23 protein-coding genes and 2 tRNA genes are annotated in these 23,945 nt (G+C 40.7%); 15 read left to right on the top strand and 10 right to left on the bottom strand.

Translation table 11 applies throughout. From position 1 onward, the window contains the following. Positions 1 to 9: 9 nt before the first annotated feature. Positions 10 to 855 (bottom strand): pantoate--beta-alanine ligase, encoded by an 846-nt coding sequence (gene panC, locus AB9N12_RS12900; RefSeq protein WP_369892430.1) that lies wholly within the window; start codon positions 853 to 855, stop codon positions 10 to 12. Between the two features lie 142 nt (positions 856 to 997). On the opposite strand from panC, the gene AB9N12_RS12895 reads away from it, so the two are divergent. Beyond that, entirely contained in the window at positions 998 to 1,834 is an 837-nt protein-coding gene (locus AB9N12_RS12895) for a glycogen/starch synthase (RefSeq protein ID WP_369892429.1), read from the top strand. A 19-nt stretch (positions 1,835 to 1,853) separates the two neighbouring features. Further along, positions 1,854 to 3,542 (top strand): DUF4270 domain-containing protein, encoded by a 1,689-nt coding sequence (locus AB9N12_RS12890; RefSeq protein ID WP_369892428.1) that lies wholly within the window; start codon positions 1,854 to 1,856, stop codon positions 3,540 to 3,542. A 505-nt stretch (positions 3,543 to 4,047) separates the two neighbouring features. On the opposite strand, the gene AB9N12_RS12885 is transcribed toward AB9N12_RS12890, so the two are convergent. Genes AB9N12_RS12885 through AB9N12_RS12875 form a run of 3 tightly spaced genes read right to left on the bottom strand, consistent with a single transcriptional unit; the run spans position 4,048 to position 8,736 of the window. Then, positions 4,048 to 5,499, bottom strand: a complete 1,452-nt coding sequence (locus AB9N12_RS12885; protein ID WP_369892427.1) for a glycoside hydrolase family 57 protein — start codon at positions 5,497 to 5,499, stop codon at positions 4,048 to 4,050. 17 nt (positions 5,500 to 5,516) lie between these two features. Next, positions 5,517 to 6,782, bottom strand: a complete 1,266-nt coding sequence (locus tag AB9N12_RS12880) for a glycosyltransferase family 4 protein (RefSeq protein ID WP_369892426.1) — start codon at positions 6,780 to 6,782, stop codon at positions 5,517 to 5,519. 16 nt (positions 6,783 to 6,798) lie between these two features. Next, positions 6,799 to 8,736 (bottom strand): glycogen debranching enzyme N-terminal domain-containing protein, encoded by a 1,938-nt coding sequence (locus AB9N12_RS12875; protein WP_369892425.1) that lies wholly within the window; start codon positions 8,734 to 8,736, stop codon positions 6,799 to 6,801. Between the two features lie 385 nt (positions 8,737 to 9,121). Here AB9N12_RS12875 and AB9N12_RS12870 point away from each other — a divergent pair, with 385 nt between their 5' ends. Further along, on the top strand, positions 9,122 to 9,553 hold the full coding sequence (locus AB9N12_RS12870) for a hypothetical protein (protein WP_369892424.1): 432 nt from the start codon (positions 9,122 to 9,124) through the stop codon (positions 9,551 to 9,553). Between the two features lie 22 nt (positions 9,554 to 9,575). Here the strand turns inward: AB9N12_RS12870 and AB9N12_RS12865 are convergent, their stop codons facing one another. Together AB9N12_RS12865 and AB9N12_RS12860 are read right to left on the bottom strand one after the other, a co-directional pair. After that, on the bottom strand, positions 9,576 to 9,701 hold the full coding sequence (locus tag AB9N12_RS12865) for a hypothetical protein (protein ID WP_369892423.1): 126 nt from the start codon (positions 9,699 to 9,701) through the stop codon (positions 9,576 to 9,578). Between the two features lie 197 nt (positions 9,702 to 9,898). Beyond that, positions 9,899 to 10,498, bottom strand: a complete 600-nt coding sequence (locus AB9N12_RS12860) for a MarC family protein (RefSeq protein WP_369892422.1) — start codon at positions 10,496 to 10,498, stop codon at positions 9,899 to 9,901. Positions 10,499 to 10,633: 135 nt separating this feature from the next. On the opposite strand from AB9N12_RS12860, the gene AB9N12_RS12855 reads away from it, so the two are divergent. Beyond that, a complete protein-coding gene (locus tag AB9N12_RS12855) occupies positions 10,634 to 11,302 on the top strand; it encodes a Crp/Fnr family transcriptional regulator (protein WP_369892421.1) in 669 nt (222 codons plus the stop codon). 130 nt (positions 11,303 to 11,432) lie between these two features. On the opposite strand, the gene guaA is transcribed toward AB9N12_RS12855, so the two are convergent. Then, positions 11,433 to 12,956 carry a glutamine-hydrolyzing GMP synthase gene (guaA, locus tag AB9N12_RS12850; protein WP_369892419.1) on the bottom strand — a complete coding sequence of 508 codons (1,524 nt, stop codon included), beginning with the start codon at positions 12,954 to 12,956 and terminating at the stop codon, positions 11,433 to 11,435. A 16-nt stretch (positions 12,957 to 12,972) separates the two neighbouring features. Further along, the gene (gene mscL / locus AB9N12_RS12845; protein ID WP_369892417.1) at positions 12,973 to 13,425 is read right to left on the bottom strand and encodes a large-conductance mechanosensitive channel protein MscL; all 453 of its coding nucleotides are present in this window, start codon (positions 13,423 to 13,425) and stop codon (positions 12,973 to 12,975) included. Between the two features lie 141 nt (positions 13,426 to 13,566). Between mscL and gap the strand changes: the two genes are divergently transcribed. The 7 genes from gap to AB9N12_RS12810 all read left to right on the top strand — a co-directional run bounded on the left by gap (position 13,567) and on the right by AB9N12_RS12810 (position 20,828). Next, positions 13,567 to 14,577 (top strand): type I glyceraldehyde-3-phosphate dehydrogenase, encoded by a 1,011-nt coding sequence (gap, locus tag AB9N12_RS12840; protein ID WP_369892416.1) that lies wholly within the window; start codon positions 13,567 to 13,569, stop codon positions 14,575 to 14,577. Between the two features lie 171 nt (positions 14,578 to 14,748). Continuing rightward, the gene (locus tag AB9N12_RS12835; RefSeq protein ID WP_369892415.1) at positions 14,749 to 16,815 is read left to right on the top strand and encodes a M3 family metallopeptidase; all 2,067 of its coding nucleotides are present in this window, start codon (positions 14,749 to 14,751) and stop codon (positions 16,813 to 16,815) included. A gap of 17 nt (positions 16,816 to 16,832) precedes the next feature. Beyond that, positions 16,833 to 17,348 (top strand): DUF4847 family protein, encoded by a 516-nt coding sequence (locus AB9N12_RS12830; protein ID WP_369892414.1) that lies wholly within the window; start codon positions 16,833 to 16,835, stop codon positions 17,346 to 17,348. An 8-nt stretch (positions 17,349 to 17,356) separates the two neighbouring features. Next, positions 17,357 to 17,806, top strand: coding sequence for a dCMP deaminase family protein (locus tag AB9N12_RS12825; RefSeq protein WP_369892413.1), 450 nt, complete (start codon positions 17,357 to 17,359; stop codon positions 17,804 to 17,806). Positions 17,807 to 17,835: 29 nt separating this feature from the next. Beyond that, positions 17,836 to 19,587 (top strand): S41 family peptidase, encoded by a 1,752-nt coding sequence (locus AB9N12_RS12820; protein ID WP_369892412.1) that lies wholly within the window; start codon positions 17,836 to 17,838, stop codon positions 19,585 to 19,587. After that, positions 19,565 to 20,092 (top strand): 5-formyltetrahydrofolate cyclo-ligase, encoded by a 528-nt coding sequence (locus AB9N12_RS12815; RefSeq protein WP_369892881.1) that lies wholly within the window; start codon positions 19,565 to 19,567, stop codon positions 20,090 to 20,092. Before AB9N12_RS12820 ends, AB9N12_RS12815 begins: the two co-directional genes overlap by 23 nt. After that, positions 20,037 to 20,828: a histidinol-phosphatase gene (locus tag AB9N12_RS12810; protein WP_369892411.1), complete on the top strand. Its 792-nt coding sequence runs from the start codon at positions 20,037 to 20,039 to the stop codon at positions 20,826 to 20,828. Before AB9N12_RS12815 ends, AB9N12_RS12810 begins: the two co-directional genes overlap by 56 nt. On the opposite strand, the gene AB9N12_RS12805 is transcribed toward AB9N12_RS12810, so the two are convergent. Together AB9N12_RS12805 and AB9N12_RS12800 are read right to left on the bottom strand one after the other, a co-directional pair. Next, entirely contained in the window at positions 20,815 to 21,102 is a 288-nt protein-coding gene (locus AB9N12_RS12805; RefSeq protein ID WP_369892880.1) for a DUF721 domain-containing protein, read from the bottom strand. The genes AB9N12_RS12810 and AB9N12_RS12805 overlap by 14 nt on opposite strands. Beyond that, entirely contained in the window at positions 21,089 to 22,207 is a 1,119-nt protein-coding gene (locus AB9N12_RS12800; protein WP_369892409.1) for a DNA replication/repair protein RecF, read from the bottom strand. The genes AB9N12_RS12805 and AB9N12_RS12800 overlap by 14 nt, the downstream gene beginning before the upstream one ends. A gap of 160 nt (positions 22,208 to 22,367) precedes the next feature. On the opposite strand from AB9N12_RS12800, the gene AB9N12_RS12795 reads away from it, so the two are divergent. The 4 genes from AB9N12_RS12795 to AB9N12_RS12780 all read left to right on the top strand — a co-directional run bounded on the left by AB9N12_RS12795 (position 22,368) and on the right by AB9N12_RS12780 (position 23,912). Further along, a complete protein-coding gene (locus tag AB9N12_RS12795; protein WP_369892408.1) occupies positions 22,368 to 23,051 on the top strand; it encodes a tetratricopeptide repeat protein in 684 nt (227 codons plus the stop codon). A gap of 152 nt (positions 23,052 to 23,203) precedes the next feature. After that, positions 23,204 to 23,698 (top strand): 6,7-dimethyl-8-ribityllumazine synthase, encoded by a 495-nt coding sequence (gene ribH / locus AB9N12_RS12790; RefSeq protein WP_369892407.1) that lies wholly within the window; start codon positions 23,204 to 23,206, stop codon positions 23,696 to 23,698. Between the two features lie 49 nt (positions 23,699 to 23,747). After that, positions 23,748 to 23,830 (top strand) — tRNA-Tyr (locus tag AB9N12_RS12785). Positions 23,831 to 23,839: 9 nt separating this feature from the next. After that, positions 23,840 to 23,912 (top strand) — tRNA-Gly (locus tag AB9N12_RS12780). Positions 23,913 to 23,945 lie beyond the last annotated feature (33 nt).

The following is a 23,945-nucleotide window of genomic DNA, read 5'->3' as shown; positions in this document are numbered from 1 at the left end:
TCTTTTTAGTTATTCTTTATATTTAATGTTATCAATCAGCCGGACTTCTCCACAGAACACGGTGATACATCCCACTGCATAGGAAGTATCTTCCCAATTACTAATTTTCTGCAATGTGTTTCCGTCTACGATCTCAAAATACTCCATACGCAAACCCGGAGCAGCTGCAATCGCATCCTCAACCATCTTTTGCGTCTCGCTCACGGTATGAGTGGCTGCAAAGTTACGACTTTTAAATAAGGTGCGAGAAATATTTAAAGCATTTTCACGTTCTTCTGCAGATAAACGTTTGTTCCGACTACTCAATGCCAGCCCGTCTTCTTCACGTACAATTGAACAACCCACAATTTCAAGGTTATATTTCAACTGTCGAACCATCGCACGAATAATCGCTAACTGCTGAAAATCTTTCTCTCCGAAATATGCCCGATCCGGTTGTACAGCATCAAACAATTTGCTGACAATCTGGCAAACACCGTTAAAATGTCCCGGGCGGAAAGCTCCTTCCATCACCGTATCCAATGGTGCATAGCTAAATTGACGAGTATCCGGTTCCGGATACATTTCGCTAACTGAAGGAGCAAAAGCTAAATCCGCCCCACATTCTTCCAACAAACGGCAATCTGCATCCAATGTACGCGGATATTTCTCTAAGTCGTTTTTATCGTTAAACTGTGTGGGATTCACAAAAACACTCACAACAGTTACACCATTCTCACTTACGCTGCGCTTTACCAGAGATGCATGTCCCGCATGTAAAGCACCCATCGTAGGAACCAGTCCCACCTTTTTACCTTGGGCTCTTAGAGCAGTCAATTCTGCTTGTAAGTCCTTGATAGTGTCCACTACTTTCATTTTCGTCAATAGGTTTATGTTTTACTCGTTTGCAAAAACTCTGCAAAATAAACTAATATTTGCCACATAAAGAAAGAATATCTTATTTAATGTATCTTTTTTTTCGTATCTTTGCAGAATATTATAGTGAACTATTGTTATTATGACAAAGGCAAATAAAGTTTTATTTATTACTCAAGAGATTACACCTTACGTTTCAGAATCCGAAATGGCCAATATAGGTAGAAACCTTCCACAGGCGATACAAGAAAAAGGCCGTGAAATCAGAACCTTTATGCCTAAATGGGGAAATATCAATGAGCGCAGAAACCAACTGCACGAAGTGATCCGCCTCTCTGGTATGAACCTGATCATCGACGATACTGACCACCCTTTAATTATAAAAGTTGCTTCTATCCAATCCGCACGTATGCAGGTATATTTCATAGATAATGATGATTATTTCCAAAACCGAATACAGACAACGGATGAAAATGGCGTAGAATATGATGATAATGATAGCCGTGCCATTTTCTATGCACGCGGTGTATTGGAAACGGTGAAAAAGCTTCGCTGGTGTCCCGATATCATTCACTGTCATGGCTGGATGACAGCTTTAGCTCCTCTTTATATTAAGAAAGCCTACAAAGACGAACCTTCTTTCCGCGACGCTAAAGTGGTATTCTCTGTTTATAAAGATGATTTCAAAAATACACTTAGCAACGATTTCGCAACAAAACTGATGCTGAAAGGTATTACTAAGAAAGATTTAGCCAATTTGAAAGAACCGGTAGACTACGCCGCTCTTTGCAAACTCGCTGTAGACTATTCGGACGGAGTCATACAAAACAGTGAAAAGGTAGACGAGTCTATTATTGAATATGCCCGCCAATCCGGCAAATTGGTACTTGACTACCAGAACCCGGAAAACTATGCAGATGCCTGTAACGAGTTCTACGATCAAGTATGGGAAGCCACTGCAAACGAAAAAGAAGAATAAAAATCAAGATACGAAGATCATGAAAGCAAAATACGCCTTAATAGCTTTACTGACAATCACCTTTTGGGGGTGTGATGACAACACTGCCGGACTGGGATTGGAAATGTTTCCGGGAAGCGACCAGAATATCAATGGAAAGCTATCTACATTTGATGTAACCACCGAATCCGTTTATGCCGGTAAGATTTATGCAATGACTAATGTGGGATATGTAGGCAAATTCACAGATGCAACATTCGGAACTTATCAAGCAGGCTTCTTGGCGCAACTGAACTGTCCCCAAGGGGTGACTTTCCCCGAAGCTTTTGAGGGAACTACTGCAGGTGGTACCGGAAAGATGATGACAGATTTTGGTAACTTGGCAGACGGTGTATCCGGCAATTACACCATTATTAAAGATGATAATGGAAAGCCTATTGGTAACTGCCAAATCAATATTTATCTTTGGTATGACAGTTATTTTGGAGACTCACTGACAGCTTGTCGTCTAAGCATGTATGTATTGGATAAGAAAAAGGGAAATAAGTATTGGAGCGAAGACCCGGATGCTTATTATACCAATATTGATCCTACGGAATATTATGATAATACAACAAGTTTATTAGGCAGTAAGTCCTATACAGCAGTTGATCTATCCATTAGTGATTCCATACGTAATCTTTCAACATATACTCCTTATATCAGAATTACATTGGATCAGGCTAGAACACAGGCTTTGGGACTGAAACTTCTAAAAGAAGGACGCACTGAGGATCTATATAAGAAATTTCAAAGTATATTTCCCGGAGTGTATGTAAAAAGCGACTATGGAGACGGTACTATCCTCTACGCCAGTTCCATACAAATGGACGTAGCATTCTTGGAGCATGCCAGAGATAGCATAACAGGTGGTCTACTGCACACATCGGCCGGAAAAGACTCTGTGATATACGCCGGACGATCATTCACATCTACCCGCGAAGTTATCCAAGCCAACCAATTGGAGAATGATACAGAAAAAATTCAGGAATGTATAAATGATCCTAGATGGACTTACATGAAAAGCCCGGCTGGAATCTTCACCCAGTTAACTATTCCTGTTAGCCAAATAGCAAAAGAACTCCAAGGAGACACCTTAAATGCAGTAAAACTAGGAATTCCTATCTATAACGAGACCAGTGATAAAAAGTTTGGCATGTCTACTCCTAAGAATATTCTACTAATACGTAAAAAGTATAAAGATAGCTTCTTCAAAGACAATCAACTTAGTGATGGCATAACTTCATCTCTATTTAATCCTACTACTAGCTTTACTCAATATACATTCAACAATATTACTCAAATGATTAATGATTGTTTAGCAGATGGAGAACGAGAAGAAGCAGAAAAGAAGCTCAAAAATGGTGGAACGATCACTCTCCAAGTGACTAATTCCAAAGGTGAAACAGAATCCAAAGAGGTTCATGATATGGAAGAATGGGAAAAATACAGTGATTGGAATAAATTTATACTTATTCCAGTACTTGTAACCACAGATTCTTCTTCAAGTAATAGCTATTATGGTTCTTCGAGCAATGTTATTAGCATACAACATGACCTGAAACCCGGCTATGCACGCTTAAAAGGAGGTACAAATGCCACAAATACTTCTTTACCGAAAGAAGAACAAGATAAATACAAATTGAAACTTGAAGTTGTTTCTACCAACTTTGGAACAAAATCAAAATAAGAAATAGTTGAAATATACTATAAAGCAATGGCACAGATTACGGGTCAGTAGAAAAGTAGTGGGATTACCGATCCTCTCCCTATTGATTTCGTCAATTCCTCTTTCAACCTATCACCATCGCCCTGATACTCTTTATTCATCGTATTTACAGAGCGGTGATAGGTTGTTGCTAACCTATCACCGCATCTGTCACCTATCACCTAGTCCTTCGTAATGCAATACTTGGTTTCCCATAAGGAAACACTGGTTTCACCATAAGGAAACGCTAGTTTCACCACAAGGAAACAAGAATTACTCCTTATTAAAATGATTGTTTACTAGACACTTTTTCAAAAGACAGGTGGTGATAGGTGATAGATGAAGTGTATCCATCCGAAAAAAGAGGGTGTGCCGTAATGCCTAAATATAAAGATTTACCCCTGCCACAGATAGCTATAGCAGGGGTAATTTCCTCAAAAGGGAACTTAGACAACCCTCTCCAATAAATATAAAACTTTTTATTATTCTACTTAGCAGCCTTTTTAGCTTTACCTGTAGCCTTCTTCGGTTCCGCAGCAGCTTTCTTAACTTCAGCTTTCTTTGCTGCAGGTTTTGATTTAGCAACAGCTTTTTCTTTGACTACCGGTTCTTTAGCATCGGTAGCCTTTTTGACTGTCGTTTTCTTCGCAGCTCCCACTTTTGCCTGCAATTTAGCCAATTCCTTCTCCAATTCAGTAATCTCATCCCCTTGGTTTTTAATTGTAGTCAACAAGGAATTCAATTCTTCACTGTCTACATCGGCAGGATATAGTGCATCTACCCGTTTGATAAAGTCACCCAAAATATTCATATAGTTGGTAAAAGCATCATAAGGAGAATCATAAATCCCACGATTCAGCCACATACCATTATTCTTCGTTGTCATAAAACGGAAGTTATTGCTGGCCTGTAAATAATCCCAGTCCTGTTTGATACGACGGTCGTCACACAAATGCACACGTTCAGCTACACTATACAATTTATTGAAGGCTTCGCGTTGCATCACATTACCTAACCAACAACTGGTATCTCTCTCCTCATCTACCCATGACATCGGATATGCAACATCAAGCTGTGACACAGATTTCAATTTCGTTATAATTTCAGTCGGTGTCGAGAAAGTGATTCCCTTAGTCTTTGCGCATTCCGGTAATGCTTTCAAGAATTCAAGAATATTAGAATATAACGGTTGGGCCATACCCAGTGCGCTCAATTCCATAAAGATATTAATTACTTGTTCTTCTTGCGGTAATGCATCGATCCAATTAATATATTTGTCAGCGAACAAAGGATATTCCGCCCACTCCGAATTGGAGAAGCGCAAGCTGATATCGTCGGAAAGCTTAAAATCTCTCAACAAAAGCTTAAGACTGGGAGCTTGATTACAGTGATAGATATAATGCGGGCTTTTCCACCCCAACACATGTTTAGCACCTTCCGTTAACATCCCCTTGAAGCCCATAGAAGCTACCAAGCCACCGATTTCATCAGAATAAATCAAACTAGAGTTGCGGAATACTTTCGGTTCTTTACCAAACATCTGTTTCATCTTATCACGTTGACGAAGCACTTCTTCGCGGAAGCAATCCTCATTGGCAAGTGAAGACAAACCATGTGAATAGGGTTCACACAAGAACTCACAACATCCCGTTTCATTCAACTGGTGCAATAAATCAATGACTGCCGGAGCATGAATCTCCAATTGCTCCAAGGCTACTCCCGAGATAGAAAGCGCTACTTTAAAAGCCCCCCCCGAGTTCTTCGCCATCTCAATTAAAGTATTGAGAGCAGGAATATATGAACGTTCAGCAACCTCATTCATACCCGTTTCATTCGCATAATCATCGTAATAATAATGATCATTACCAATATCGAAGAAACGATAGCGTTTCAAATGGATAATTTGATGTATTTCAAAATAAAGACAGATAGTTCTCATTTTTATTTATTGTTTTGTTATTTACCATAGTTTCTTAACACAGCCTCATAGAGAGCACGGATTCTCAAACCGACTTTTTCCCAAGTAATCCCATCTACTTCTTTCTTACCTTCTTCCTTGAGGTATTCGAAAAGAGACGGATTGGTACAAAGAGAGTGGATAGCGTCAGCCATTGCATGAATATCCCAGTAGTCAGTTTTTATCACCTTATCAAGAATCTCGCCACACCCTGACTGCTTAGAAATGATGGAAGGTGTTCCGCACTGCATCGCCTCCAACGGAGCAATACCGAAAGGTTCAGAGACAGACGGCATGACAAACACATCACTATTCTTATAAACTTCATATACCTGCTTACCTTTCATAAAACCGGGGAAATGGAACCGGTCAGCAATACCACGCTCAGCCACCAGATTAATCATGGCATTCAACATATCACCCGAACCAGCCATAACGAAACGAATATTACGAGTACGACGCAACACAAGAGCAGCAGCCTCTACAAAATATTCCGGCCCTTTCTGCATCGTAATACGTCCGAGAAAGGTAACCACCTTTTCTTTTGAATGATTGGGACGTGGAATGTCCTGCAGCTCCTGCGACAATGGATAAACAGCATTATGCATTGCAAATACTTTTCTAGGATCCTGATGATACTCGTTAATAACAGTGCGGCGAGTCAACTCGGATACGCACATGATACAATCGGCATGATCCATGCCATTCTTCTCAATCGAATAAACAGTAGGATTGACTTTGCCACGAGAACGGTCAAAATCAGTGGCATGCACATGGATACAAAGCGGCTTTCCACTTATCATCTTGGCATGTACACCGGCAGGATAAGTTAGCCAATCATGAGCATGAATAATATCAAACTCCTGCTGACGGGCTACTACTCCGGCAATGATCGAGAAATTATTAATTTCTTCGTGCAAGTTCCCGGGATAGCCACCTGCAAATTCCATACATCCCAGATCATTCACATGCATATAAGAAAAATCGGCATAGATATGATCACGGAAAGAATAATACTCCTCCGGTGTCATTTCCAACAAACGAGACTTCAAATAATCGTAGTGGACATCACGCCATACAATGGGTACTTGATTCATACCGATTATTTTCAAGAACTTTTCTTCTTCTCCGCTAGGCTTAGGCATACAGAAAATCGTCTCCATATCACCTTGCAGACTCAATCCTTTAGTTATTCCATAAGAAGCAACCGCAAGACCACCATATATTTTGGGAGGGAATTCCCATCCAAACATTAAAACTTTCATCTTCGTTCCTCCTTTTTTAATAATACTTAGACAGTAGCTTTAAGACACGCAATATTTCTGCCACATTCATCGCAAACGATACTGCACCACGTCCTTTGAAGGGCGGATTACCATCAAATAGCTCAGGAATGGAACCAATACAATGGTTTGTCATCTCGTCATCATAACCAATAAGCTGGCGTTCTACAAATGACAATCCGCTCATTTTATAAATTCGAAGATAAGCTTCCAAATAGAATCCCATCAACCAAGGCCAAGCCGTTCCCTGATGATAAGCATAATCCCGCTGTACCTGCGGACCTACATAGTTCGGATTATATCCGCCACTCTTCGGACTCAACGAGCGAATACCTTTCGGAGTGAGCAACTCTTTAGTTACAATATCAAGTACCTGCTTCTTTTGTGCACGATCCAAAGGAGAATAATCAAACGCTACAGTAAATATCATGTTAGGGCGTACGCTCCAATCCATCATATTACCGTCAACATAATCAAGCAGATAACCATATTCGTTACGGAATACCTCGACAAAAGACTTTCCGGTTACTTCTGCCTGCGCATCAAGTTCATCTGCCAAGTATACGTCTCCTCCTTCGCGCACCAAATCAGCTATGAAGCGCAACGCATTATACCACAACGCATTAAATTCAACAATATATCCTGTACGAGGAATTACCGGATGCCCGTTCACAGTAGAATTCATCCATGTAATCGCCTTATCCGCACCGTTAGCAAATAGTAATCCATTATCATGCAAGAAAAGATTCTCATGTTTCCGCTGACGGATAAACTCCATCATATCTTTCAGGAGTTCTCCGTATTTCTGACGACATTGCTCACGGGAAGTCTCTTTTGCATATTGCTGCAAAGCCCAGACAGCCCAAAGCAAAACGTCAGGATGCTCCATTTCATAAATCTTGTATCCGACAGGTACCCCATTAATAAAGTTGCGAATCGCCTTTTCCGCCGTTTTCATCACATCCTCAAACTGATCGATCTCATCAAGTGCAAGCGTCAGCCCCGGCAGTGCAATGAACATATCACGCGCACGACATTTAAACCACGGATAACCGGCAAGAATATAATGTTCATCTTCCTGCTTATTATGAAACTGATGAGCGGAATTCTTCAGACAGTGATAAAAACTATCACGCGGGGTACGATCAGCCACTTCAGTCTCAAATGTCTGTTTCAATCTACGAGGAGTCACTTCTGAAGTTCCAGCAGAAAATACGATACTCTCACCTCTCTTTATATCCACCTCAAAATAACCGGGAACATAAAGATCTTCATTGAAGTCATATCCTCGTTCTTGCTCTTTCGGATACTCAATTCCCCGATACCAGTCAGGCGTGAAATGAAACTCACACTTTTTATTCAACTGCATATAAAGTTCCGGATAGCCAGGATACATACAGGTTTTAATACCATTCTCCACAAGTTGATACTCGCGACTTGCCTGCCCATTTTCATGTGTGTACTCGCGTACACTCCTGAAAGCGAGGAACGGTCGAAAGCGCAAGGTTGTAGCCGAATGTGCATCAAGTAATGTATAACGAATCAGGATTCTATTTTCATGATGTACAAAGATTTTTTCTTTTCGGAGTATAACACCTCCGACACGGTAAGTTGTCGCTGGGATATGCTCACAGTCAAACTCACGGATATACTTGTGTCCATTCGGACTAAAGTTGTTTCCTTGATATTTGTGCAACCCCAAGTTAAACTCCGCACCATGTTGAATTACCGTTTCATCAAGAGAAGATAGTAGCACATGATTTTCATCGTCGAGATTGGGAACTGGAATTACCAATAGACCGTGATATTTGCGTGTGTTACAATCAACAATCGTCGTACAATGATAAGCTCCTGCTTTGTTCGTCCGAAGAATTTCTCTTTGAAGAGATTCTTCCAGATTCGTCATGAGGGTCTTGTCAAATCGTAAATAACTCATAGTTGTGCATTATTAAAGGTTAATTATTGGTCATTATACCATATATCTATTCATTGTTACATCCGTATATATTGGCTGTAGCATCATATACAATGAGTATAACGCCCAAATGTACAAATTATAGACAAAAACAAAAATAAAAAGGCTTTTTATTTTCAGTTTTTGTGCAAATATTTGTAGGATTGCGTAAAATATCTAAAGACAAGAATGTCATGAAACCATTTGCAAATGAAGAACAAGAGGAAGATAAAGAATATTTATTTAGTACTAAGACGACAAAAGTACCGAAACGTTCATTCGATACTGTACGGTCATCCTCCAATCGTCTCAAAACTACGGGCATGCGGCTTCTTTCTTCATTAAACAACCACCAAGAGGATATATAGTGGAAATCGGTGACGAGCATAAGGTGTATGAAGTGAAAGTGATGGGAGGAACTATCACCGTGCCGTTCCAAGCAAACTCTCCAGAAGGCGAGATGAGCTACACTTACGAAATCGAAGAATCCGCCCAGTCATGGATCACGCCTATCTCCGCACCTGCTACACGTGCTTTGCGTGATGTAACCAAAAGTTTTCTTATCGGTCCCAATACGGAAGTAGAACATCAGCCAAGAGAAGGAAAGATTATTTTCAAGAGCAAAAACAGTACGGATAAAAAGCCGATCCAGTTTACAGTCATGGTGAAACAAGCCGAATTCGTTGCGACTCCTCCGATAAATGCAATAAACGCTGCCGCTAGAAACGGTAACGGTGACGGTGATGTGTTCAAAGCCGACGTTTACGGCAACAACAATGCTCCCGATCCCAATAGTTAGAAAAAAATGGGTACTCAAATATTTAATCTGCCGACCACAAGAGGCGGACATGCCACTCCTCAGCAGAATATATCAGGCAGAGGAGCTTATCAATACATTCTTTTATCACCACAGCCAGACGCAATCTTGATCCGTTAAGCCCACTCATTGCTGATAAAGCAGGTGGAACATGTCAAAGATATACCTTTACCGGATAAGACACGATGAAGCATGGGCAAAAGAGCAATTAGGCATCTAATCCTCTAAAAGCTTCCATACAAAAAGGAAATGACACTGCGGGTAAAACCCAATTCAATGCCGGAGCAAATAAAGAATATCCGAATCAAGAAAGAATGTGACAGATAATCAAGACTTGTGCAACGCTTCAAGCAACAGGGTGATATTTGCCGTAAACAATCTTACAGATATAGCCAATAAAATGATACCAAAAAACTTACGAATAATATAAATACCTCCTTTTCCAAGGAAACGCTCCACACGACCGGTCATACTAACGACAAAATACACCCAAATCATATTCAACACCAAGGCAATGATAATATTAATACTGGCATATTCCGCCCGAAGCGAAAGCAATGTAGTGAAAGCTCCGGCACCTGCCAGCAAAGGAAAGACAAGCGGCACTAGAGTGGCTTCTTTAATAGGTCCCTGATTCTTAAAAATTTCAACGTCCAAAATCATTTCCAAAGACATAAGGAAAATAACAAATGCACCGGCAACTGCAAACGATTCAATATCTACATGGAAGAGTTTCAACATCATATCTCCCGCATAGAAAAATCCGATCAACAAAACAAAAGAGATGACAGTAGCTTTCATTGCATTCACATCTTTCCCCTTTTCTTTCAGGTTAATTATAATAGGTATAGAGCCGATAATATCTATCACGGCAAAAAGTACAATAAACGCACTAATCATCTGCTGCCAATTAAAGCCTGCGAACATAATTTCCTCCTTTTTTCTGCAAATATACTCTATTTTTATACATTCAAACAATAAAAAAACAAAAAGAACAGTCAGATATTGACAGCAGTGTTGCATTATGAGTAAATTTGTACGATTAACAAGAGATTACAACGTATGGAAACGATGTTCGACACTTTGCTCCAATTGCCTTTATTCCAAGGTCTTTGTCATGAAGATTTCACCAGCATACTAGATAAGGTAAAGCTGCACTTCAGCAAGTATAAAGCGGGAGAAGCTATCATTAAAAGGGGAAGTCCTTGCACCCAGCTCTGTTTTCTGTTAAAAGGGGAGGTTTCAATCGTCACAAATTCCAAAGAAAACATTTACACAGTCATTGAGCAGATGGAAGCCCCTTACCTGATAGAGCCGCAATCACTATTCGGTATGAACACCCATTATAACTCTTCTTATATTGCACATACGGAAGTCCATACCGTAAGCATCAGCAAAGCGTTTGTGCTCAGCGACCTGTTTAAATACGAAATCTTCCGGCTCAACTATATGAATTTTGTCAGCAACCGCGCACAAAACCTGTATTCACGCTTATGGGAAGAACCTACTCAGGACTTGAAAAGCAAAATCATCCGTTTTTTCCTGCTACATTGCGAAAAGATGCAGGGAGAGAAAATATTTAAAGTAAAGATGGACGATCTCGCCCGCTACTTGGATGACACCCGGCTGAATACTTCCAAAGCACTTAATGAATTGCAAGATAACGGCTTGCTTGAACTACGTCGGAAAGAGATTCTCATTCCGGATGCTCAGAAACTGATAAGCGAATAAAAATATAAAAGAAGCCTATCGCAATTGCCAGTCCGTGCAATATTATATAACAAACAATCATATCACACAATAAAAGCCTCAACAGGAAATTCCTTTGAGGCTTTTATCATGATATACTTGTGGATATTTATCACTCCCACTCTATCGTTGCTGGCGGCTTAGAACTGATATCATAGGTGACACGGTTCACTCCTTTCACCTTATTTATAATATCATTAGACACCTTACCCATAAATTCATAAGGAAGATGTGCCCAGTCCGCTGTCATAGCATCCGTAGATGTCACCGCACGCAAAGCAACCGCTCTTTCATACGTGCGTTCGTCTCCCATTACGCCTACAGACTGTACCGGCAACAGAATAACTCCCGCCTGCCAAACTTTATCGTACAATCCCCAATCACGCAATCCTTGGATAAAGATATCGTCAGCATCCTGCAGAATACGTACTTTTTCAGGAGTAATATCTCCCAAGATACGTACAGCCAAACCCGGTCCGGGGAACGGATGACGGGTTATCAGATGCTCCGGCATACCCAGCTCACGGCCTACCCGACGAACTTCATCCTTGAACAACAAACGAAGTGGCTCACACAACTTCAGATTCATTTTTTCAGGAAGTCCACCTACATTATGATGACTCTTTATTACCGTACCCGTAATAGACAAAGACTCAATGCAATCCGGATAAATGGTACCCTGAGCCAGCCATTTCACGTCTTTTATCTTATGAGCTTCTATATCAAATACATCGATAAAGCCCTTACCTATAATTTTACGCTTTTTTTCCGGTTCGACCACCCCAGCCAGTTCCGCGAAGAACTTTGCACTGGCATCAACGCCGATCACATTCAGACCGAGACATTCGTAATCTTTCATCACATTCTTAAACTCATTCTTACGTAGCATACCATGATCTACAAAGATACAAGTCAAGTTCTTGCCAATGGCCTTGTTTAGCAACACTGCTGCAACCGAAGAATCGACTCCGCCACTCAAACCAAGAACGACTTTATCATCCCCCAACTGCTCTCTCAGTTCAGCAACCGTACTTTCAATGAAAGAAGCCGGCGACCAATTTTGTTTGCAACCGCAAACATCTACTACAAAGTTTTTCAGGATTTGAGTTCCGTCTTCACTATGAAATACTTCCGGATGAAACTGAACACCCCATACCTGCTCACCTTCTATCTGATAAGCAGCAATCTCCACTTTATCCGTTGAAGCTATTTTCTTGAAATTATCAGGAATAGCAGTAATCGTATCTCCATGACTCATCCACACCTGCGAACCGTCACGCACTCCTTTAAATAGCACATTATTTTTGCAGAAAGAAGCCAAATGAGCACGCCCATATTCACGTGTTCCCGCCGGTTCTACTTTTCCGCCATTAGCGTATGACATAAACTGTGCACCATAACAAATACCCAATATCGGATATTTACCACGAATTTCACTCAAATCTACTTTGAAAGCATCTTTATCGTAAACCGAAAAAGGACTTCCGGAGAGAATAACCCCTTTTATTGTCGGATCTCCTTTAGGAAATTTATTATAAGGAACAATTTCACAATACGTATCCAATTCGCGTACACGACGCCCTATAAGCTGTGTTGTCTGCGAACCGAAATCAAGAATTATTATTTTTTCCTGCATATCAATGGTTGGATTTTCAATAATTTGAATTCTTTTCTTTCAATAAATCACGTATCTCCGTCAATAAAACCTCTTCCTTCGTTGGTGCAGGAGGAGCTGGAGGAGTAGCTGCCACTTCTTCCTGTTTTTTAGTTGTCAACTTCGTAATCAACCGTATAAATAAGAATATAGCGAAAGCTATAATCAAAAAATCAAAGGTGGCCTGCAGAAACTGACCATAATCCAACGTCACGGCCGGAGCTATCTCCTTGCCATCAGCATCAATCTCCGCTGCTTTCATCACCCATTTCAAATCCGTAAAGTTCGCACCACCGACCAGTAAACCAATCGGGGGCATAATAATATTAGCAACCAATGATGATACGATTTTTCCAAATGCACCACCAATAATAACTCCGACAGCCATGTCGACGACGTTACCCTTCATAGCAAACGCCTTAAAGTCCTGTAAAAACGTGTTCTTTCCCATCTTTTTCAATATTTAATGTGAATTAATGCGCGAATATAAAAACATTTTTGTAATTTTGCATCGCATTTGAGAATAAAAACAAGTGCAAAGACTGAGAGATATTGGAACAAATATTATAAAACCCTTAAAAGTTTAAACAAAATGATTAAAGTAGGTATTAATGGATTCGGACGTATCGGACGTTTCGTTTTCCGCGCTGCAATGAAAAGAAACGATATTCAAATCGTAGGTATCAATGACCTTTGCCCGGTTGATTATTTGGCTTATATGTTGAAATACGACACAATGCATGGTCAATTCGATGGTACTATCGAAGCAGATGTTGAAAACAGCCGACTGATCGTTAACGGTCAAACTATCCGTGTCACAGCTGAAAGAAATCCGGCTGACTTAAAATGGAATGAAGTAGGCGCAGAATACGTTGTTGAATCTACAGGTTTGTTCTTGACTAAAGACAAGGCTCAGGCTCACATCGAAGCTGGTGCAAAATATGTTGTAATGTCAGCTCCTTCTAAAGATGACACTCCGATGTTTGTTTGCGGTGTAAACGAAAAAACATATGTAAAAGGTACTCAATTCGTATCTAATGCTTCATGTACTACTAACTGTTTGGCTCCTATCGCTAAAGTATTGAACGACAAGTTCGGTATCCTTGACGGTTTGATGACTACAGTTCACTCTACAACTGCTACTCAGAAAACAGTTGACGGTCCTTCTATGAAAGACTGGAGAGGTGGTCGTGCAGCTTCTGGCAACATCATCCCTTCTTCTACCGGTGCCGCTAAAGCTGTAGGTAAAGTAATCCCTGCATTGAACGGCAAATTGACTGGTATGTCTATGCGTGTTCCGACTTTGGATGTATCTGTAGTTGACTTGACAGTTAACTTGGCTAAACCGGCTACTTACGCTGAAATCTGCTCTGCAATGAAAGAAGCTTCAGAAGGCGAATTGAAAGGTATTCTGGGTTACACTGAAGATGCTGTAGTTTCTTCTGATTTCTTGGGTGACACTCGTACTTCCATCTTCGACGCTAAAGCAGGTATCGCTTTGACTGACACTTTCGTTAAAGTTGTATCTTGGTATGACAACGAAATCGGTTACTCTAACAAAGTTCTTGACCTGATCGCTCACATGGCATCAGTTAACGCTTAATTAGAAGCCTGAACAATATAGAAACCGCTACGGAAAACCGTAGCGGTTTTTTTATACATTTCATTTTATATATTGTTAAAAGCAACGTGTTATCCGTTGAATAAGCTACAATTTTAGTAGCTTTGTACCTCTATGGAGAAATTATTAATAATATTGATACTAGTTTGCATCATGAACAATATAACAAATGCCCAAAATCCTTTCTACGGGCAATATCATACGCCACACGAAACCGTTCCATTCGACCGAATTGAAACGGAGCATTATGAACCTGCTATCCTAGAAGGAATCAGGCTGCAAAAGGCTGAAATAGAAGCGATCATACAGAATCCGGAAAAGGCTGACTTTACCAATACAATAGAAGCTTTCGAAGAATCCGGAGAATTATTGAATAGAATAGTTGCCGTTTTCAGCAATATGCTAAGTGCAGAAACAAATGAAGACCTGCAAGAACTGGCTCAAAAGATAATGCCGTTACTTAGCGAACACAGCAACAATATCACACTGAACGAAAAATTATTCGCACGCGTAAAAGAAGTATATAACCAAAAAGAGGCTTTACAACTGACACAGGAACAAAAACAGTTACTGGAAAATGTATATAACAGCTTTGTACGTCATGGCGCCAATCTGAAAAGAGAAGCACAGGAGGAATACCGTCATCTCACTACCGAATTGAGTAAACTAACGCTTACTTTCAGTAAAAACAATCTGGAAGAGACGAATGGTTATCAAATGCTATTAACAAAAAAAGAAAGCCTCACCGGATTACCCGAAATTATCATAGAAGCAGCTGCAGAAACAGCTAAAAACGAAGGGAAAGAAGGATGGGCATTTACACTTCACACCCCGAGCTATATTCCTTTCATGACGTATTCCGATCATCGGGATTTACGTCAGAAGCTGTATATGGCCTATAATACCAAATGTACACATGACAACGAATTCAATAATATTGATATCGTAAAAGAAATAGCAAATACACGCATGAAGATAGCCCAGTTACTGGGATACAAAAATTATGCGGAATATACGCTAAAGAAAAGAATGGCTGAAAACAGCCAGTCAGTATACAAGCTACTCAACCAACTACTGGAAGCATACACTCCTGCTGCACAACAAGAATATAAAGAAATACAAGAGCTGGCCCGCGAAGAACAGGGAGCAGATTTCGTTATCATGCCTTGGGACTGGAGCTATTACTCCAACAAACTGAAGGATAAAAAATTCAATATCAACGAAGAGATGCTCCGACCATACTTCGAACTGGAACAAGTTAAGAAAGGAGTATTTGGTCTGGCTGAAAAGTTATATGGAATCACTTTCCGGAAAAACACTGAGATTCCGGTTTACCATAAAGAAGTAGAAGCCTTCGAAGTATTTGATAAAGACGACAAATTCTTAGCTGTCCTATACACTGACTTCCATCCGCGTCCGGGAAAACGTGCCGGAGCCTGGATGACGAATTACAAGGAGCAATGGATAGATAAAAAGACCGGTGAAAACAGTCGTCCGCATGTATCCGTTGTAATGAACTTCACTAAGCCAACCGAGAATAAACCAGCTTTATTGACTTTCAATGAAGTAGAAACATTCTTACATGAGTTCGGACATAGCCTGCACGGTATGTTTGCCAATTCCACTTACAGGAGTTTAAGTGGAACCAATGTATATTGGGATTTTGTGGAACTTCCTTCACAAATTATGGAAAATTTTGCTATAGAGAAGGATTTCCTCCACACATTTGCCCGTCATTATCAAACAGGAGAAGTTTTACCGGATGAATTAATCAAACGTCTGGTAGATGCGTCAAATTTCAATGTCGCTTATGCTTGTCTACGACAAATAAGTTTCGGTTTACTTGATATGGCGTGGTATACGCGCGATACACCTTTTGAAGAAGATGTGAAAGTTTACGAACAGAATGCCTGGAAGGATGCCCAAATATTGCCGGTGGTACAAGAAGCTTGCATGAGTACGCAGTTCTCCCACATTTTTGCCGGTGGGTATGCCGCCGGATACTATAGCTATAAGTGGGCGGAAGTATTAGATGCTGACGCTTTTTCGCTATTTAAACAAAAAGGAATATTCAATCAGGAAGTGGCAGACTCATTCCGCAATCATATTCTGTCGAAAGGAGGAACGGAACATCCGATGGTACTTTATAAACGTTTCCGCGGACAGGAACCGAGCATTGATGCTTTGCTAATCAGAAATGGAATAAAAAATAAGAATTAAGTTATTAGATATTGAATATGAAAAGAAGTATATTTCAATTAGTAGGATTGCTTTTATTATTTCCTTTATTTTCAGGGTGTAATGATTCGGATGATGTAGCTGCTATCTTTACAGGAAAAACCTGGAAACTAAATTATATCACAATAGATGGAGGTCATGAGATGTTTGGCTTTTGGGAGAATAAAGAACAAGAAAAAGCAAGTATTAAAGAGCTTAATAAGAACGGTACATACAACATCGTATTTGATGGTACAGTGGAGGGAGATGTTATTAACGGAAATATAAAAGGAAGTGTAATTGCAACCGGTACTTTTGAAGGGAAATGGAGTGCTAACGCCAAGAACAACAATTTTAAAACGACAGTTGCCACTGCCGGTAGTTATGGCAACGACAAACTCGCCAAAAGTTTTATAGAAGGACTTAATGCCGCCACATCTTACGAAGGAGACAGTAACAACTTATACCTTTTATACAAACCGGCATCCAGTAAACAAACTTTCCGCATGGTTTTCCGAGCAGTCAACAATAAATAATAAACAACATGGACACTAAAAAAAAACAATCAGAACTTGACAAACGTTATATACGCATGGCCAGTATATGGGCTGAAAATTCCTATTGCCAACGCCGAAAAGTAGGAGCTTTAATTGTTAAGGATAAAATGATTATCTCCGACGGATATAACGGAACACCTTCCGGATTCGAGAATGTATGTGAAGATGAAAACAACCTGACAAAACCATACGTTCTGCATGCGGAAGCCAATGCCATTACTAAGATAGCGCGTTCAAACAACAGTAGCGACGGTGCTACTATGTACGTCACCGCCTCTCCTTGCATCGAATGTGCAAAGTTAATCATACAGGCAGGAATCAAACGGGTAGTTTATTCCGAACATTACCGCCTGGAAGATGGAATAGAGTTATTAAAAAGGGCGGGAATCGAAGTTATCTATACAGAATTAGATGACCATTCCTCTCCCAATAAATAAGAAGACGAACGTTAAAAAAAAGACCAAACATGAGTACAAAAAACTCTTCACGTTTCACGCCTGTCATCATAGCAGTCAGCGTGGTAGTAGGGATTCTTATCGGTACATTTTATGCCAAACATTTTGCCGGCAATCGTTTAGGTATTATCAACGGCTCCTCCAACAAGCTAAACGCATTGTTACGTATTGTAGATGATCAATATGTCGACACGGTAAACATGGCCGATTTAGTGGAAAAAGCCATGCCGCAGATTCTGGCCGAACTAGACCCTCATTCAACTTATATCCCAGCCCAAAATCTTGAAGAAATCAACTCGGAACTGGAAGGTAGTTTTAGCGGAATCGGTATCCAGTTTACCATACAGAATGACACCATTCATGTGAATGCAGTTGTTCAGGGAGGTCCTTCTGAAAAGATAGGATTAATGGCGGGCGACCGTATTGTTACCGTAGACGACAGCCTGTTTGTCGGTAAGAAAGTAACCAACGAACGAGCAATGCGCACTCTGAAAGGTCCGAAAGGGTCGCAGGTGAAATTAGGAATCAAACGAACAGGAGAAAAGGACTTATTACATTTCAATATCACTCGCGGAGACATTCCTCAAAATACCGTAGACGCCGCTTATATGTTGAACGACGACATCGGTTACGTAAAAGTCAGCAAATTCGGACGTACCAGCCATGTAGAATTACTTAATGCATTAGCACAACTCAACCATAAAAAATGCAAAGGTTTAATCATTGACTTACGCGGTAATACCGGAGGATATATGGAAGCTGCTATCCGCATGGTAAATGAATTCCTACCTGAAGGTAAGTTGATCGTATATACCCAAGGTCGTAAGTATCCGCGTGCCGAAGAATTTGCGAACGGTACGGGTAGCTGCCAGAAAATGCCGCTCGTTGTATTGATTGATGAAGGTTCTGCTTCTGCCAGTGAAATCTTTACCGGAGCTATTCAAGATAACGACCGGGGGACAGTTATAGGACGCCGTTCTTTCGGCAAGGGACTTGTGCAACAGCCTATCGATTTCAGTGATGGATCGGCTATCCGCCTGACAATCGCCCGATACTACACCCCATCCGGACGTTGCATCCAACGCCCATACGAAAGTGGAAAAGACCGTAACTACGAACTGGATTTATACACCCGTTATGAACATGGAGAATTTTTCTCACGCGACAGTATCAAGCAGAATGAGAATGAACGTTACAATACCAGCCTTGGGCGCGTTGTGTATGGTGGTGGTGGAATCATGCCGGATATATTCGTACCGCAGGATACAACGGGAGTCACTTCCTATCTATCAACAGTCATTAACCGGAGGCTGAACATCCAGTTCACATTCCAGTATACCGATAACAACCGGAAGAAATTAAGACAATATGAGACTGAGGAAGAATTACTTAACTATCTTCGCCATCAGGGTTTGGTAGAACAGTTTGTCCGTTTTGCCGACAGCAAAGGAGTGAAAAGAAGAAACATCCTCATTCAAAAATCATACAAACTATTGGAAAAGAACCTCTTCGGAAATATCATCTACAATATGCTTGGACTGGAAGCTTACCTCCAATACTTTAACAAGACAGATGCCACAGTCATTAAAGGTATCGAGATACTTGAAAAAGGAGAAGCCTTCCCAAAAGCTCCGGTAGCGGTAGAAGAGGAAGAAGTGACAAAGGATAAAAAAGATGGAAAGAAAAAAAGAACTGCGCAAGCATATAACATTATTGAAGACCCAACATGCGGATTCAACGATGCGAAAGCAGCAATCAGCTAACATACTTACCGCCCTTGAAGCCCATCCGGCTTTCAGGGCGGCAAACACAGTATTACTATACCATTCGCTGAATGACGAAGTAGATACACATGCCTTTATCCAAAAATGGAGTAGCGAAAAACGGATTCTACTTCCTGTGGTAGTAGGCGATGATCTAGAACTACGGATGTACACCGGACCGGAAGATATGTCAATCAATAGTATCTACGGCATAGCAGAGCCAACCGGAGAAATATTCACAGACTATGCGTCCATAGACTTCATCATCGTTCCCGGAGTAGCTTTCGATGTTAAAGGCAACCGTTTGGGACGAGGAAAAGGATATTACGACCGCCTCCTGCCTCGCATACCATCAGCCTACAAAGCAGGAATCTGTTTTCCATTTCAATTAGTAGAAGAAGTTCCGGCGGAATCATTCGACGTCCGCATGGATATAATCATAACAATCAATGAAGACGAATTATCACACCCACACCACCCGCTGCCATCATGCGACAGGGAGTGACGAAGAATTTGTTTTAAGTGCCATCAAAGGCGGCTATCAAGAATTAGGCTTTTCTGACCACACTCCGTGGAAATACCACACTGATTACATCTCCAACATCCGGATGCTTCCCGAAGAGTTGCCGGAATATATAGAGAGTCTCCGTTCACTGCAAGAGAAATATAAAAATCAAATCAGTATAAAAATAGGGTTGGAATGTGAATACTTTCCTGAATATATACATTGGTTAAAAGAAATCACCAAAGAATATAAGCTGGACTATATCATCTTCGGAAATCACTATTTTCACACAGATGAGAAGTTCCCTTATTTCGGTGGGAGTACAAATTCGGTAGATATGCTCGAACTCTATGAAGAGAGTGCTATTGAAGGAATGGAAAGCGGACTATTCGCCTACCTTGCCCATCCGGATTTATTTATGCGTTCCTACCCCGAGTTCGATCGCCATTGTAAGCTAATCAGCAGACATATCTGCCGGACGGCAGTACGGTTAAACTTACCGTTGGAATATAATATCGGATATGAAGAGTACAATGATATTCATGGCACTACCACCATTCCTCATCCGAACTTCTGGGAAATAGCCGCCCATGAAGGTTGCACCGCTATCATCGGCATAGACGCTCATAACAATCAATGTTTGGAACATCCTTTTTATTACAACCGCGCAACCGAAACACTTCGGAAACTAGGCATAAAGGTTATCGACAAAATATCTTTCCTCAACGAAAAATAATGTTTGTAATAACGGTAGCTCCGACTCTCTGATTCAACGTGCGTACCAAAACCTCACGCCCCATCATCAGTTCCTGACGAAGAGCAGCGGAAGTCAGATGCACGTATAAGGTCTGATTACGAATATAGAGATTGCTGGTATAAGCCGCTGCCGGTCCCAAGACTTGAGGCCAGGCATCCAGTAGTCTCTGTTCGTTCAGTGGAGATTCCAAACTCTCCTGGCGAAGAAACTGCTGAATCAGTTTTCCTATTGGTTCGGCATCATTGCGCTTCATCATCAGCCTCCATTTCTTGAATTATACCCTCATCTACACGAAATATCTTATAATCACTGCCAACCTTATGTAAAATACGGTCGAGATGTCCTCGGTTCGTATCCGTTATAAATATCTGCCCGAAATTGTCTCCAGCCACCAGTTTCACAATTTGCTCTACACGGGAAGCATCCAATTTATCAAAAATATCATCTAACAATAACAAAGGAACCGTCCGGCCGGTACGCTTCAAAAAATCAAACTGTGCTAATTTCAACGCCACCAGATACGTCTTGTTCTGCCCCTGTGAGCCCTCCTTCTTTATCGGGAATTCACCCAACAACATATTCAACTCATCTTTATGAATCCCACGCAAAGAGAATCCCATCATCTTATCCCGATCCCTGCTTTGCTTCAATACTTCCAGCAAAGAAGCATCCCGCGCATGAGACTCATAAGATAACCCCACCACCTCTTTATCCTGTGAAATAAACGAATAGAAAGATTGGAAAATAGGAATAAATTCCCGGATAAACGATTCACGCTTCCTGAATACAACCTCACCGGCTTGGGCCATCATCTCCTCCCATACAAGAAACAACTCCTCCTCCACGGGAAACTCACTTTTCAACAATGTATTACGCTGCACCAATGCTTTATTATACCGTATCAGCGCTTCAAGATATTCTTTATCATACTGCGAAATCACTACATCCATAAACCGACGACGCTCCTCACTCCCCCCGGCTATCAATCCGGAGTCGGCAGGAGAAACCATCACCAAAGGCAGGAAACCGATGTGATCCGAAAAACGACTATATTCTTTCTTATTCCGCTTAAATTGTTTCTTCGAACGGTGTTTCATCCCACAATAAATCTCTTCAGGAGTTCCATCTTCTGCTTCATAGAATCCCTGAATAACGAAGAAATCTTGCTCGTGACGAATATTCTGAGAATCAATCGGATTTCCGGAGCTTTTACAAAAGGACAAGAAATACACAGCATCCAGCAGATTCGTCTTTCCCATTCCGTTCAGTCCGAAAAAACAATTCAGCTTAGCAGAGAATTCCAGTTCTACCTCTTCCAGATTCTTATAATTTAATATGGATATTCGTTTCAGTATCATTGTATACACGTTAATTTGTCCACAAAAGTAGCAAGATTTTCGCGGTTTTCGGATGTAAAGCAAAAAAAGATGCTTCTAAATTTCGTTTGTAGATATAAAAAAACTACTTTTGCGAGTCGAAATATCAAACTGTGAATAATAACAAAAAGAATCATATAAAATGGCAGAACAAAAGAATCAGAACGAACATCTGAACGTAGAAGATGCACTGACACAATCGGAAGCATTTCTTATCAAGTACAAAAACGCAATCATTGGCGGTGTTGTTGCTGTGATTATTATTGTAACAGGTTTTATCATGTACAAAAACCTCTATGCTGAACCACGTGAAGAAAAAGCACAGGCAGCTCTTTTCAAAGGACAGGAATACTTTGAAAAGGATGCTTTTGAGCAGGCTTTAAACGGTGACAGCATCGGTTATACAGGTTTCCTGAAAGTTGCTGATGAATACAGCGGAACAAAAGCAGCCAATTTGGCAAAAGCTTATGCAGGTATTTGCTATGCACAACTGGGCAAATATGAAGAAGCTGTGAAGATGCTGGACAGCTTCAATGGAAAAGATCAAATGGTTGCTCCGGCAATTTTGGGTGCTACAGGTAACTGCTATGCACAACTGGGTCAATTAGACAAAGCAGCCTCCACTTTACTATCGGCTGCGGACAAAGCTGACAACAACACATTGAGTCCGATCTTCCTGATGCAAGCCGGTGAAATCCTGGTAAAACAAGGAAAATATGACGATGCTGTAAACGCTTACACTAAGATCAAGGATAAATACTTCCAATCTTATCAGGCTATGGATATCGACAAATATATCGAACAAGCTAAATTGATGAAAAAATAATATACCTTTATATATAAGTGAGGCACGGATTACACCGGATTAAGCGGACTATCTATTAAAACCGTGGAATCCGTGAAATCCGTGCCTTTCTTATTAATTCCTCATACTCTCAAATCTTCATTTTATAATCAATCCTCAATTTTTAATTTACTATGGCAACAGCTTACCATAACTTATCTGAATATGATTTCAATTCAGTTCCGAATGCAGAAGCAATGAAATTCGGTATTGTCGTATCCGAATGGAATTTTAATATTACCGGTGCTTTACTAAGAGGAGCAGTCGATACATTAAAAAAACATGGTGCAAAGGACGAAAACATTCTGGTGAAAACTGTACCAGGAAGTTTCGAACTTACTTTTGGGGCCAACCAAATGATGGAAAATTGCGATCTCGATGCAATTATTGCAATTGGTTGCGTAATTAAAGGAGATACCCCACATTTTGATTATGTTTGTATGGGAGCAACCCAAGGAATTACCGAATTAAACGCAACAGGTGATATACCAGTTATTTACGGATTAATTACTGCGAATACAATGGAACAAGCAGAGGATCGTGCCGGCGGCAAACTGGGTAACAAAGGAGATGAATGTGCAATTACCGCAATAAAAATGATTGATTTTGTTTGGAGTTTAAATAAATAGTTGTATCTTTGCACCGCAATTGAGGAATAAACCTCCTCAAAAGCAAAAAGGGCAAATACCAGAGTGGCCAAATGGGGCAGACTGTAAATCTGCTGGCTTACGCCTTCGGTGGTTCGAATCCATCTTTGCCCACCCCAAATTGCGGAAGTAGCTCAGTTGATAGAGCATTAGCCTTCCAAGCTGAGGGTCGCGGGTTTGAGCCCCGTCTTCCGCTCTACAAAGAGAATCTGAGAAATTAGGTTCTCTT

The organism is Bacteroides sp. AN502(2024) (assembly GCF_041227145.1).
Lineage (GTDB): Bacteria > Bacteroidota > Bacteroidia > Bacteroidales > Bacteroidaceae > Bacteroides.
This window is presented reverse-complemented; position numbering and strand designations above follow the sequence as displayed.